At 73.9% G+C, this 13,140-nt stretch carries 9 protein-coding genes and 1 pseudogene; 8 read left to right on the forward strand and 2 right to left on the reverse strand.

Annotation, left to right across the window (positions count from 1 at the left end):
- Positions 1 to 73: 73 nt before the first annotated feature.
- Positions 74 to 247, forward strand: a pseudogene (locus J116_RS31600) (acyltransferase family protein); the annotation flags it as partial.
- Between the two features lie 238 nt (positions 248 to 485).
- Here J116_RS31600 and J116_RS16825 read toward each other — a convergent pair.
- Entirely contained in the window at positions 486 to 1,568 is a 1,083-nt protein-coding gene (locus tag J116_RS16825) for a hypothetical protein (protein WP_023588243.1), read from the reverse strand.
- Between the two features lie 109 nt (positions 1,569 to 1,677).
- Positions 1,678 to 2,439: a lipoprotein gene (locus tag J116_RS30970; protein ID WP_023588244.1), complete on the reverse strand. Its 762-nt coding sequence runs from the start codon at positions 2,437 to 2,439 to the stop codon at positions 1,678 to 1,680.
- A 115-nt stretch (positions 2,440 to 2,554) separates the two neighbouring features.
- Between J116_RS30970 and J116_RS16835 the strand changes: the two genes are divergently transcribed.
- From J116_RS16835 to galK, 7 genes are all read left to right on the forward strand, one after another.
- Positions 2,555 to 4,384 carry an ABC-F family ATP-binding cassette domain-containing protein gene (locus tag J116_RS16835; RefSeq protein WP_023588245.1) on the forward strand — a complete coding sequence of 610 codons (1,830 nt, stop codon included), beginning with the start codon at positions 2,555 to 2,557 and terminating at the stop codon, positions 4,382 to 4,384.
- Positions 4,385 to 4,651: 267 nt separating this feature from the next.
- Positions 4,652 to 6,568, forward strand: coding sequence for an outer membrane protein assembly factor BamB family protein (locus J116_RS16840; protein WP_023588246.1), 1,917 nt, complete (start codon positions 4,652 to 4,654; stop codon positions 6,566 to 6,568).
- 114 nt (positions 6,569 to 6,682) lie between these two features.
- Positions 6,683 to 8,608: an outer membrane protein assembly factor BamB family protein gene (locus J116_RS16845; RefSeq protein ID WP_023588247.1), complete on the forward strand. Its 1,926-nt coding sequence runs from the start codon at positions 6,683 to 6,685 to the stop codon at positions 8,606 to 8,608.
- Positions 8,609 to 8,846: 238 nt separating this feature from the next.
- On the forward strand, positions 8,847 to 9,536 hold the full coding sequence (locus J116_RS16850; protein WP_028964153.1) for a helix-turn-helix transcriptional regulator: 690 nt from the start codon (positions 8,847 to 8,849) through the stop codon (positions 9,534 to 9,536).
- Between the two features lie 178 nt (positions 9,537 to 9,714).
- A complete protein-coding gene (gene galT, locus J116_RS16855; RefSeq protein WP_023588249.1) occupies positions 9,715 to 10,764 on the forward strand; it encodes a galactose-1-phosphate uridylyltransferase in 1,050 nt (349 codons plus the stop codon).
- Complete coding sequence (gene galE / locus J116_RS16860; protein ID WP_023588250.1) at positions 10,761 to 11,735, forward strand: UDP-glucose 4-epimerase GalE; 975 nt, start codon at positions 10,761 to 10,763, stop codon at positions 11,733 to 11,735. The genes galT and galE overlap by 4 nt, the downstream gene beginning before the upstream one ends.
- Positions 11,732 to 12,955 carry a galactokinase gene (gene galK, locus J116_RS16865; protein ID WP_023588251.1) on the forward strand — a complete coding sequence of 408 codons (1,224 nt, stop codon included), beginning with the start codon at positions 11,732 to 11,734 and terminating at the stop codon, positions 12,953 to 12,955. Before galE ends, galK begins: the two co-directional genes overlap by 4 nt.
- Positions 12,956 to 13,140 lie beyond the last annotated feature (185 nt).

A 13,140-nucleotide genomic window follows, 5' to 3' on the forward strand; every position in this document is an offset into this window, starting at 1 on the left:
CGTGCGTGCCGAGTAGCCGCACTGAGTATCCGTACTCTCCCGGCCGCGCGGCCCGGCGGCGACCCTTGCCCGCATGCCGACACGTACGGGAACGCGACTCACGGCGCGTGACCTCGCCGCCAACACGCCCGCCACCAGGGACCGTTACATCGACCTCCTGCGGGTCGCGTCCCTGGCGGTGGTCGTCCTCGGGCACTGGCTGATGGCCGCCGTCACCGACGACGGCCGGGTCGGCAACCTCCTCAGTCCTTCCGGATCGTGCCGTGCGGGGCGTCGAACACGAACACGCTCGTGGCCGCGCGACGACAACGGCCCGTTCCTGCGGCACGTCACCTCCGCCGCCGGCGGCGAGGTGATCGTCCGCGACACCGATCTCCGGGGCGCCCCCTACGAGCCGAGCGGCACGGTCCGGCCCGACAGCGCCTAGGAAGCACCGGCGACGGCGCGCGGCGGAGGGGGAACCCGCCGCGCGTCCTCGGGTGTCGTCAGGCCGGGGGCAGGCAGGTGTGGAGGGTGGCGGAGGTGCTCGCGAAGGACTTCAGGGCCGTGCGCAGCGACGCGTGGTCCAGGGCCAGGCCGTCGTCCGGGACGATCTCGTACACGCCCGTCCCGTCCGCGCCCGGGCACTTCGCCGTCATCCGGTAGTGGCCCTTCGGCGAGTCCGCCTTGCCGTTCACCGGGAGCGCTTCGCCCGACAGGGCCGCCTCGCCGTACGGCCCGTACGACGCCTTGAACGTGTACAGCGGCGTCCCGAGGCCGCTGCCCAGCACGCACCGCTCCACCGGCGCGGGCTCCGCCACCGTCTCGGCGACCGTCCCCGCGCCCCACCGCCGCGCGGTCGCCGCGTCCACGACGCCCCGGCACGTGCCCGACGCCTTCGCCAGTGGCCGCCGCGCGTCCACGACCGGCGCCGCCACGTCCTGTACGGGCCTCGCCGTCTGGTCGCCCGTGTCGCAGCCGGTGCGCCGGGCGCGCGCCGCGGCCGTGTCCGCCAGGGCGGAGACCAGCCGCGCACGGGCCGCCCCGTCCTCGAAGGTCCGCTCACCCGTCAGTCGCGCGTCCGCCACCGCGAGCAGCCCGTCACCGGACTGGGTGCCGCAGTCCAGCATCAGCACCACCCGGCCGCGCGCGGCGCCCGCGGCGTCGTCGGGGCCGTACGAGAAGGACCCCGTCCGGCCGCCGCCCAGCGGCACCGCCGTCTCGCCCGGGTCGATCGCGCCGTCCGGGCCGAACGGCTCCTCGGCGTTGCGCACCCGTATCTCGACCCGCGCGTCACCGCCCGCGCCGCCGGGCCCCGAGACGGAGCAGTACCAGCCGTCCTGCCGCAGCTCGCTCGACACGGTCAGCGCTGTGTCGGGCAGCAGCGCCCGCACGCGGTCGCCCGCGAGGTCGCCCTCGCAGGCGCCGGCCAGCGCGGAGCCGTCGCCGCTCCACGCCTCGTACCCCCCGGACAGCCAGAACGCCCCCCCGGCCACGGCGACGGCCGCCGCCGACGCGACGGCCGTCAGCCGCGCCCCCCGGCGTCGTCGGGGCGCCCGGGTGGCCTGGTCCTTGCTGTCCTCGCTCATGTCGTGCCTCTCGCAGTGGGACGTCGTACGGACACGGACACGCGGTACGACGTCCTCCGGTTTCTTCCGTTCTCCTGTTTCTCCGGGTGGTACGACCCGGAGAAGGGCCTCAGTTCGCCGTGACGGCGAGGGTCGCCTTCGCCAGTTCGTACGCGGGGAGCATCGCCTCGTGCTCCTCGGTGTCCATGCCGCCCAGCTCCAGCACGAGCGGGCCGCGCGGCGTCATCACGGCCAGGGCGCGGGCCTTCTTCTGCTCGTCGAGGAGCGCGCTGGTGACGAGGTACGTCACCTCGGTCGCCGCGAGCGCGCCGTCCTTGCCCACCCGGACGTCACGATAGACGGCCTTCGCGGGCGAGTCGTCGCCGGCGACGAAGGACTCCAGCGCGGCGCGCGGCGTGGTGTCCTTGGCGTCGTCCGTCCACACCTTCAGGAAGCCGATGTACCCGGCGGGCTTGGCGTCGATCTCGCACCCGAGGGTGAGGGTGCCCTGCTCCAGCAGCTCGTTCAGTTCCTCGAGGTCCGGGTCGGTGATCGGCTTGACCTTCTTCGGCTCCCAGTCGGCGGCCGTGTCGAACGTCACCGGCACCGGCAGCGGGCACGCCGACCCCGCCGCACCGACGGTCCCGCCCTTCGCGGCGGGGGAGGCGGAGGCGGCGGGAGAGGGAGAGACGGCGGGGGAGGGGGCGGCCGGGGAGCGCGTGGCGGCGGAGCCCGGTGCCGCCTCGGTCTTCGTACCGGCCGGCTCCGTGCCCAGTCCGCACCCGGCCAGCAGCGCCGCGGCCGCCACCGCCGCCGTGCCCCGCACCGCACCGCGGCCCGCACCCCGCACCGTGCCTCTGTCCGTGTCCCGCGCCTCGCCCCGCGTCGTCACTCCGGCCCCTCCCCTTGCCTCGACGGTCGCCGCACGCTACCGCACGGCCGGCCGGGCACCCCCCGGCGCCCACTACCCTGGAAGGTCGATCCGTCCCGCCACCCGCAGGAGTGAAATGGCCGCGAACCTGGTCAATGTCGAGGCCGTCAGCAAGGTGTACGGCACCCGTGCCCTGCTCGACGGAGTGTCCCTCGGCGTGTCCGAAGGCGACCGGATCGGTGTGGTGGGGCGGAACGGCGACGGCAAGACCACGCTGATCCGCGTCCTCGCCAAGCTGGAGGAGGCCGACAGCGGCCGCGTCACCCACAACGGCGGCCTGCGCCTGGGCGTCCTCACCCAGCACGACTCGCTCGACCCGGCCGCGACCGTGCGGCACGAGGTGATCGGCGACCTCGCGGACCACGAGTGGGCGGGCAGCGCCAAGATCCGCGACGTGCTCACCGGCCTGTTCGGGGGCCTCGACCTGCCCGGTTTCCCGCAGGGCCTGGACACGGTGATCGGCCCGCTGTCCGGCGGTGAGCGGCGCCGTATCGCGCTCGCCAAGCTGCTGATCGCCGAGCAGGACCTGATCGTCCTCGACGAGCCGACCAACCACCTGGACGTCGAGGGCATCGCCTGGCTGGCCCGGCACCTCCAGGCCCGCCGCTCCGCGCTCGTCTGCGTCACCCACGACCGCTGGTTCCTCGACCAGGTGTGCACCCGCATGTGGGACGTCCAGCGCGGCACGGTCCACGAGTACGAGGGCGGCTACTCCGACTACGTCTTCGCGCGCGCCGAGCGGGAGCGGATCGCCGCCACGGAGGAGACCAAGCGGCAGAACCTGGTCCGCAAGGAGCTGGCGTGGCTGCGGCGCGGCGCCCCCGCCCGTACGTCCAAGCCCCGCTACCGCATCGAGGCGGCCAACGAGCTGATCGCCGACGTGCCGCCGCCGCGCGACGCGAGCGAGCTGATGCGGTTCGCGTCGGCCCGGCTCGGCAAGACCGTGTTCGACCTGGAGGACGTGACCGTCCAGGCCGGTCCGAAGGTGCTGCTGAAGCACCTGACGTGGCAGCTCGGCCCGGGCGACCGGGTCGGCCTCGTCGGCGTGAACGGCGCGGGCAAGACCTCGCTGCTGCGGGCGCTGGCCGAGGCGGCCGTGTCGCAGGGCGAGAAGCAGCCCGCCGCTGGACGGGTCGTCGTCGGGCGGACCGTGCGCCTCGCCTACCTGTCGCAGGACGTGGCGGAGCTGCCGCCCGCGCTGCGCGTGCTGGAGGCCGTCCAGCAGATCAGGGACCGCGTCGACCTCGGCAAGGGCCGGGAGATGACGGCGGGGCAGCTGTGCGAGAAGTTCGGCTTCACCAAGGAGAAGCAGTGGACGCCGGTCGGGGACCTGTCCGGCGGTGAGCGGCGCCGCCTCCAGCTGCTGCGGCTGCTGATGGACGAGCCGAACGTCCTCTTCCTCGACGAGCCGACCAACGACCTGGACATCGAGACGCTGACGCAGCTGGAGGACCTCCTCGACGGCTGGCCCGGCTCGATGATCGTCATCTCCCACGACCGGTTCTTCCTCGAGCGCACCACGGACCGGACGTTCGCGCTGCTCGGCGACGCGACGCTGCGGATGCTGCCGCGCGGGATCGACGAGTACCTGGAGCGGCGCGAGCGGATGGTCGAGGCGGCGTCCACGCCCTCGCCCGCCGCCGCGGCCGCCGCCGCTCCGGCCGCCGCGGCCAAGGCGGCGAAGGCGGTGTCCGCCGCCGACGCCCGCGCCGCGAAGAAGGAACTCCAGCGGATCGAGCGGCAGCTCGACAAGATCTCCAGCCGGGAATCCACCCTTCACGCCCAAATCGCGGAGAATGCCACGGACTTCGAGAAGGTGGCGAAACTGGACGCAGAGCTGCGAGAACTCGCCAGTGAGCGCGAGGACTTGGAGACGCGCTGGCTGGAGCTCGCCGAGGACGCGTGACCCGCGCGGCGCGCGAACGCCCCCGCCGGGCGCGCGGAGAACGCGGGTAGAGCCGATAACAGGGGCGTCACGGGCCGGTCCTCCCTTGGGAACAGGGGAGGTCCGGCCCCTTGGCGCGCGCGGGGCGGGTGGTAGAAAGAAACCCCGCTCGACTCACGTACCAGTGCGACATCCCTGTCCGAATCGCTCCATTCCGGCGACGAGCCTCGCGTCGGAATCGCGGGGGAGGCCGGTCGGTCAGCGGATCGCACGAAGGGGGAAGCGCTGATGACTCAGCCGCCCAGCCAGCAACCGCCGCAGGGAGGCTCCGGGTCTCCGCAGGACCCGAACGGGGTCCCCCAGCCGCCCTCGGCACCTCCGGCGCAGCCGCCGGCCGCCCCGGCGCAGCCGCCCGCCCCGTTCGCGAAGCCCGAGGCGCAGCCGCCCGCCCAGCCGCAGCAGCCGCCCGCGGCCCCGGCCGAGCCCGCCGCCGGGTACGGCTTCCCGCAGGCGCCCGGCCAGCCCCCGGCGCCCGGCTACGGCTACCCTCAGGCCCCCGGTCAGCAGCCCGGCCAGCCCGGCCCCTACGGGCAGCAGCCCGGCCCGTACGGCCAGCCCGGTCCCTACGGGCAGCAGCCGAACCCCTACGGGCAGCCGGGCCCCTACGGGCAGCAGCCGAACCCCTACGGGGGCTACCCGACCCAGCCCCAGTACCCCGGAGTCACGGGCACCGGGCCGGGCGGCCCCGGCGGCAACGCGTCGAAGAAGAAGACCCTCATGGTCGTCGCGGGCTCGCTGGCCGCCCTCCTCGTCGTCGGCGGCGTCTCCTGGTGGGCGCTCAGCGGCGACGACGAGCAGCAGAAGACGACCGTCGCCCAGCCGTCCGGCTCCCCGTCCGAGCCGGCCCCGTCCGTGTCCGAGGACAAGGGCGACGGCACCGGCGGCGACCGCGAGGTGGACGACGACCTGAACGCGGGGCGCAAGCCAGGCGAGGCCAAGGTCGAGTGGCTCCTCAAGAACGACGTGGACCTGCCGCGCAACGGCGCCGACGTGTACGGCCCCTGGGTCGTCGGCGACACGATCGTCAAGGCCATGTACCGGAGCATCGAGGGCTTCTCCGCCGCCGACGGCAAGAAGAAGTGGAGCGTCCCCTTCACCACGGACGTCTGCGAGGCCGCGAACGCGCCCACCGCGAACGGCGTCATCGTCCTCGGCCTCAAGGACGGCACCGGCGACCGCGCCGACTGCCGCGTACTCCAGCAGGTCGACCTCAAGGCGGGCAAGGCCGGCTGGAAGACCGAGGTGCCCAAGGCCACCGGGTTCAGCGCGCTATCCGACCCCACCCTCGCCATCGCGGGCAACACCGTCGCCGCCGCGGGCACGGGCAACTCCTACGGGTTCTCCCTCACCGACGGCAAGCAGATCTTCGGCAAGCCCTCCGACGGCTGCCAGCCCTACGCCTTCGCGGGCGAGGGCAGCCGTCTGATCGCCGCCGCCAGCTGCCGGGTCTCCGACTACAAGAACCCGCAGCAGGAGGTCTGGGAGGTCGATCCGGCCACCGGCAAGCCCAAGTGGAAGTACCAGCTGACGCGCGGCTGGGAGGTGAACAAGGTCTACTCGGTCAGCCCGCTCGTCGTGAACGCCGTCCACGATGAGAAGAAGCAGCGCACCGTCCTCGCGTTCACCGACTCGGGCAAGCTGCGCTCCCAGCTGTCCGGCGGCAGCGACAAGTTCCGCGCCCCCTGCGGCGGTGGCGGCCTCATCGTCTTCGGCCAGCGCCTCCAGGGCTGCACCGGCGTCGCGGCCGACGCGAACACGTTCTACATGTCGACCGAGCCGACCAGCCTGACGCGCGGCACCAACCACGTCGTGGCGTTCGACCTGAACACCGGCAAGCCCAAGTGGCGCGCCACGGCCGGCGCGGAGAAGACGATGCTCCCGATGCGCCTCGACGGCGGCAAGCTCATCGTCTACATCGAGGGCTCCTGGGACCGGGGCGGCGCCATCGCCTCCCTCGCCCCGACCGGCGGCCAGCCGACCGTGCTGCTCCAGCACCCGGAGTCCGTCGCCCGCATCGAGCGCGACTTCTGGCAGCCCCGGTACCTGTACGCCGACGGCCGGTCCTTCATCGCCAGCGGCCGGGTCAGCGCCCGGGGCGACAAGGCCGAGCTGGAGACCAAGACCATGATCGCCTTCGGCAGGTAACGCGTCGGCCCGGCCCCGCCGGTCGTCGGCCCGCCCCCGGTCGGCCCGCACCGGCCGGGGCGCGGGCCGCACCCACGACTTCCTTCCCCAGAGCTTCCGCAGAGGTACGCACCGATGACGCAACCGCCCCCGCCGCCCAACCAGCCCCCGGGCCCGCCCAGCGAGCCGCCCGGCCCGCCCCCGCAGGGCGGCTTCGGCGCCCCGCAGGACCCGCCGTCCGGCGGTTTCGGCGCGCCGCAGGACCCGCCGCCCGGTGGTTTCGGCGCCCCGCAGGACCCGCCGTCCGGCGGCTTCGGCGCGCCCACCCCGCCGCCGCAGGGCACCCCCGCGTACGGCTACCCGCAGGCCCCCCAGGGCCCGGGCGCCCCGCAGGGCCCCGGCGGACCGGCCCCCGTGCCGCCGCCCGGCCAGCCCGCGACCCCGGCGTACGGCTACCCGGGCCAGCCGCCCGTACAGCCGCCGCCCGGCATGCCCGGCCAGCCGCCCGCGTACGGCTACCCGACCGCGCCCATGCACCAGATGGCCCCTCAGCCCGGCATGCCCGGCGGCCCGGCGGGACAGGGCGGGCGCGGCAGGCTGTCCGCCCAGATGAAGATCATCATCGCGGCGGCCGTCGCCGTGGCGCTCATCGTCGGCGCCGGTGCCTGGTACGCCACCAGCAAGGGCGACGACCCGGCCGAGAACACCGCCAACAGCAGCACCGGCACGAGCGGCGGCGGCGAGAACGGCGGCGACGACGGTGGCGCCAAGGCCCCCGACGGCGCGGGCAAGGAGAAGGTGCCCGCCAACACGCAGGCGAAGGTCGCGTTCTCCGTCCCGGCGCCCGTCGTCGCCGACACGGTGACCGCCACCGGCTCGTGGCTGACCGACAAGACGTACGCCAAGTCCGGCGTCAACGAGGTCGTCGGCTACGACGCGGCCAAGGGCACCAAGCTGTGGACCGTGCCGCTGCCCGGCGAGCTGTGCGCCGCGAGCCGCCATGTGAAGGACAACAAGACCGCCGTGGTCTTCCAGCCGTCCAAGCCGACGCCGCAGAACAAGTACCCGGGCTGCTCCGAGGTCGGGGTGTTCGACCTGGACGCCGGCAAGATGCTGTGGACCAAGTCCGTCACGGGCGCCACGCGCGGCGAGCGCAAGGTCACCTGGGACGAGGTCACCATCGGGGCCGGTACGGTCGCGGCCGGCGGCATGTACGGCGGCGCGGCCTGGGACCTGGCCACCGGCAAGGAGCTGTGGCGCCCCCAGGAGAACGCCGAGAACTGCCGTGACATGGGCTACGGCGGCGGCGAGGGCCTCGTCGCGGCCCGCAAGTGCGGTGACATCGACAACCCGACGGTGACGATCCAGAACCTCAACCCGGTCACGGGCGCGCCGCTCTCCTCGTACAAGATGCCCCCGGGTGTCGAGTACGCGTCCGTCGTCTCGACCAAGCCGCTGGTCGTCGCGGCCGACGTCGGTGACACGGCGGGCGACGGCTCCGGCATCTCGGACTTCTTCTCCATCGACGAGAACACCGGCAAGCTGAAGGTGAAGATCGCCGCCGACGCCGACCGGTACGCGGCCGAGTGCAAATCCACCAGCGTGGAGAAGTGCGAGAAGCTCGTCGTGGGCAACGGCCGCCTCTACCTGCCGACCGAGCAGCACGAGGGCTCCGGCTCGGACAGCGGTCCCTCCCGGGTCAACGAGGTCGTCGCCTTCGACCTGACCACCGGGCAGCTCACCGGCCAGCGGCTGGACTCGGGCAAGCACCGCGAGGTCATCCCGGTCCGGATGGACGGAGGCAACCTCATCGCGTACAAGTCGCCCGCGTACGAGATCGGCGGTCAGGTCGTCAGCGTGGACGGCGCCTCCTTCAAGGAGACGGTCCTGCTGAACACCCCGGTGGAGCGGTCGATCAACAACGCCGAGCAGACCCTCTCCGACCGTGAGGCCCTCCTCTACCGCGACGGACGGCTGTACATGGGCGACTATTTCATCTCGAAGCCCTCCACGGTGGTGAAGGAGACGCGCTACCTCGCGCTGGTGTTCACCACCCAGTGATCCCGTGCGCCCCCGCGGCCCGGTACGTCCTCCCCGGACGTGCCGGGCCGCGGGCTTTCCCGGGGGCCGCCGGGCCTGCGCGGCGTCAGCCCGCCGCAGCCCAAGTAGCCCTGTCCGGCGAAGAATTCGGCATTGTGGGGGGCTCCTGGCCGGTAGGGGGCGCACGACGTCGAACAAGCGTGTAGCTTGCCGGGTCATGGACGGCCGGGGGGCCGTGCCAGGGGGTTGGGGGTTCTCGATGGGCGTGCGTCTGATGGTGGTCGACGACCACCGCCTGCTCGCCGAGGCGCTCGCCTCGGCCCTGAAACTGCGCGGACACCGCGTGCTCGCCGCCGCCGCGCCCGCCGCGGGCGCGGCCGAACTGGTGGTGAGCCGCGCCCCTGAGGTGTGTCTCCTCGGCACGGCGACCCCCGCGGAGCCCGGCGCCTTCGACCCGGTCGTACGGATCAAACGGGACCGCCCGCAGGTCGCGGTGGTGGTCCTCGGCCCGGTGCCGAGCCCGCGCGGCATCGCGGCGGCCTTCGCGGCGGGCGCCTCCGGGTACGTACGGCACGACGAGCGCATCGAGGGCGTCGAACGGGCCATCATGAAGGCCCGCGCCGGGGAGACCGCCGTCGCCCCGCAGCTCCTCCAGGGCGCGTTCACCGAGCTGCTGAACCCGTCCGCCACCCCCGACGACGAGGGTCAGCGCCTGCTGCGGATGCTGACGCCCCGCGAGGTGGAGGTCCTCGTGCGGGTCACGGAGGGCGAGGACACCCGCCTCATCGCCGCCGGGATGGGCATCGCCCCCAGCACGGCCCGCACCCATGTGCAGAGGGTCCTGATGAAGCTCGGCGTCGGCTCCCGCCTGGAGGCCGCCGCGCTCGCCGCCCGCACGGGCCTCCTCGACCGCGCCGCCGACCTCTCCGGAATCCCGCACCAGCGATAGACCGGCACGCACGCGCAGCCGGGTAAGCAATCGCGCGGCCGGTACGCACGCGAGACCCTGTACCCGACGTACAGCCGGTATTGCGCCGCGCCTCATTGACGCACACTGTTCGGTTCTGCTTCCTTGTGTGTGATTCTGTTCGATCTGGTCGCGCCATGAGGGAGAGAGAGTTCCCGCCGTGAAGAAGACGTCCACCCGGCTCGCCGACGGGCGCGAGCTGGTGTACTACGACTCCCGCGACGACGTGGTGCGCGACACGGCCGATCCGCGGCCCCTCCACCCCGTCGCCACCACCGCCGAGATCCGCGAGGACGTCCTCCTCGGCGACCGCGTCGCCGTCGCCTCCCACCGGCAGGACCGCACCCACCTCCCGCCGCCCGACGCCTGCCCGCTCTGCCCCTCGCGCGACGGCCGGCACACCGAGATCCCCGACAGCGACTACGACGTCGTCGTCTTCGAGAACCGCTTCCCCTCGCTCGCCGGTGACGCGGGACGCTGCGAGGTCGTCTGCTTCACCTCCGACCACGACGCCTCCTTCGCGGACCTCACCGAGGAGCGGGCCGCGCTCGTCCTGGAGGCGTGGACCGACCGCACCGCCGAACTAGCCGGACTGCCCGGCGTGGAGCAGGTGTTCTGCTTCGAGAACCGGGGCGCCGAGATCGGGGTCACCCTCGGCCACCCGCACGGCCAGATCTACGGCTACCCCTTCACCACCCCCCGCACGGCGCTGATGCTGCGCTCCCTGGAGGAGCACGCGGCCCGCACCGGCGGCGCCAACCTCTTCGACGACGTCGTCGCGCGGGAGCGCGCCGACGGCGAGCGCGTCGTCCTCGACACCGGCCACTGGACCGCGTTCGTCCCGTACGCCGCCCACTGGCCGTACGAGGTGCACCTCTACCCCCGCCGCCGCGTCCCGGACCTGCCCGCGCTGGACGAGGCGGCGCGCGCCGAGTTCCCCCGCGTCTACCTGGAGTTGCTCAGGCGCTTCGACCGGATCTTCGGCGGGGGCCGGCCGCCCACCCCGTACATCTCCGCGTGGCACCAGGCGCCGCTGCGCGACCCGCGGCGCGACGCGTTCGCGCTGCATCTCGAGCTTTTCACCATCCGCCGCACATCCGGCAAGCTGAAGTTCCTCGCGGGCTCCGAATCGGGCATGAGCGTGTTCATCAACGACGTCCCGCCGGAGGCCGCGGCCCGGCGACTGCGAGAGGTAGCGAGCGGATCATGAAGTACCTGGTTACGGGCGGGGCCGGATACGTCGGCAGTGTCGTCGCCGCACATCTGCTGGAGGCCGGCCACGAGGTGACCGTCCTGGACGACCTCTCGACCGGCTTCCGCGAGGCCGTCCCCGAGGGCGCCGCGTTCGTCGAGGGCCGCGTCCAGGACGCCGCCCGCCACCTCGACGGCTCCTACGACGGGGTGCTGCACTTCGCGGCGTACTCGCAGGTCGGGGAGTCCGTCGCCAAGCCGGAGAAGTACTGGGAGAACAACGTCGGCGGCACGATGGCGCTGCTCGCCGCGATGCGCGCCGCCGGGGTGCGCCGCCTCGTGTTCTCGTCCACCGCCGCCACGTACGGCGAGCCGGTCTCCACCCCGATCACGGAGACCGACCCGACGGCACCCACCAGCCCGTACGGCGCTACCAAGCTGGCGGTCGACCACATGATCGGCGGTGAGGCGGCCGCGCACGGCCTGGCCGCGGCCTCCCTGCGGTACTTCAACGTCGCGGGCGCGTACGGCGAGCGGGGCGAGCGCCACGACCCGGAGTCGCACCTCATCCCGCTGGTCCTCCAAGTCGCCCTGGGACAGCGGGAGTCCATCTCCGTGTACGGGGGCGACTACCCGACCCCGGACGGCACCTGCGTCCGTGACTACATCCATGTCGCCGACCTCGCCGAGGCGCACCTGCTCGCCCTGGACGCCGTCACGCCGGGAGAGCACCTCGTGTGCAACCTCGGCAACGGCAACGGCTTCTCCGTACGGGAGGTCGTGGAGACCGTCCGGAAGGTGACCGGCCACCCCGTGCCCGAGGTCACCGCCGCGCGCCGCCCCGGCGACCCGGCCGTCCTCGTCGCGTCGGCGGCCGTCGCGCGGGAGCGGCTCGGCTGGCGGCCCTCGCGCCCGGACCTCGCCGACATCGTGGGCGACGCCTGGGACTTCGCGCGGCGGCGCGCGGCACAGAGAGAGGCGGGACGGTGACCGCGACGGGGGCCCCGGCCGTGGCGGAGGAGGCCGCCACGCGGTTTTGGGAGCTGTACGGCGCCGCGCCGGACGGCGTGTGGGCGGCGCCCGGCCGGGTGAACCTGATCGGCGAGTACACGGACTTCAACGACGGGTTCGTGATGCCGCTGGCCCTGCCGCACACGGCGGTCGCCGCCGTGGCCCGCCGCACGGACGGCCGCCTGCGGCTCCACTCGGCGCAGGCGCAGGCCGACGGGTGCGCGCAATCAGACGGGCGGGCACGGGTGGAGGGCCGTCAGGGCGTGGTCGAGCTGGAGGCCGCCGCGCTGCGGCCGGGCGCCGTGCCGGGCTGGGCGGCGTACCCCGCCGGGGTCGTCTGGGCGCTGCGCGAGGCCGGGCACCCCGTCGGGGGCGGCGCCGACATCCAACTGTCGTCCACCGTGCCCACGGGCGCCGGGCTCTCGTCGTCCGCCGCGCTGGAGGTCGTCACCGCCCTCGCCCTGAACGACCTGTACGGGCTCGGGCTGACCGGCCCCGAACTGGCCGTTCTTGCCCGGCGCGCCGAGAACGCCTTCGTCGGCGTGCCCTGCGGCGTCATGGACCAGATGGCGTCCGCCTGCTGCGCGTCCGGGCACCTGCTGCACCTCGACACCCGCGACCTGACGTGCCGCCAGGTGCCGTTCGACCCGGCGGGGCACGCGCTGCGGCTGCTCGTCGTGGACACGGGCGTGCGGCACGCGCTCGGGGACGGCGCGTACGCCGAGCGGCGCGCCGGGTGCGAGGCGGGCGCGCGGGCCCTCGGGGTGCGCACGCTGCGCGAGGTCCCGTACGACACGCTCCCCGAGGCGCTGGGGCGGCTGGACGACCCGGCCGTGCGCGCCTGCGTGCGCCACGTCGTGTCCGAGAACCGGCGCGTCGAGCGGACGATGGCGCTGCTCGACGCCGGGGACGTACGGGCCGTGGGCGCCGTCCTGTCCGATGGGCACGCGTCGCTCCGGGACGACCTGCGGGTCTCCTGCCCGGAGCTGGACCTCGTCGTGTCGTCGGCGCTCTCCGCCGGGGCGCTCGGCGCCAGGATGACCGGCGGCGGCTTCGGCGGCTCGGCGGTCGTCCTCGCCGGGGAGGACGCGGCGGACACCGTCGCCTCGGCGGTGGCGGGCGCCTTCGCCGCGGCGGGGTACCGGGCGCCGCGGATCTTCCCGGCCGTACCGTCGGAGGGCGCCCGCCGTCTGCTCTGAACGCCCGCCCCCGTCGCTCCGAACGCCCTGGAGGCAACGCCCTGAACGCTCAGAGCGTGATCCGAAGGAGCGGCAGCCGGTTCGGGAACTGTCGATTTCCGTCCCGTAACGACACTGCCGACACACGGGAAACACCCTGGCCGGTCAGTTCCGCAAATCCGCTTCCCCTCCGGACTCACGCCCGT

The organism is Streptomyces thermolilacinus SPC6 (genome assembly GCF_000478605.2).
Taxonomy (GTDB): domain Bacteria; phylum Actinomycetota; class Actinomycetes; order Streptomycetales; family Streptomycetaceae; genus Streptomyces; species Streptomyces thermolilacinus.

Bases quoted from the DNA above. Each gene is read 5' to 3' on its own strand.
- J116_RS16835 (WP_023588245.1), top strand. From the start codon at position 2,555: ATGGCCGCGAACCTGGTCAATGTCGAGGCCGTCAGCAAGGTGTACGGC.
- galE (WP_023588250.1), top strand. From the start codon at position 10,761: ATGAAGTACCTGGTTACGGGCGGGGCCGGATACGTCGGCAGTGTCGTC.
- J116_RS16850 (WP_028964153.1), top strand. From the start codon at position 8,847: ATGGGCGTGCGTCTGATGGTGGTCGACGACCACCGCCTGCTCGCCGAG.
- J116_RS16825 (WP_023588243.1), bottom strand. From the start codon at position 1,568: ATGAGCGAGGACAGCAAGGACCAGGCCACCCGGGCGCCCCGACGACGC.
- J116_RS16845 (WP_023588247.1), top strand. From the start codon at position 6,683: ATGACGCAACCGCCCCCGCCGCCCAACCAGCCCCCGGGCCCGCCCAGC.
- J116_RS16840 (WP_023588246.1), top strand. From the start codon at position 4,652: ATGACTCAGCCGCCCAGCCAGCAACCGCCGCAGGGAGGCTCCGGGTCT.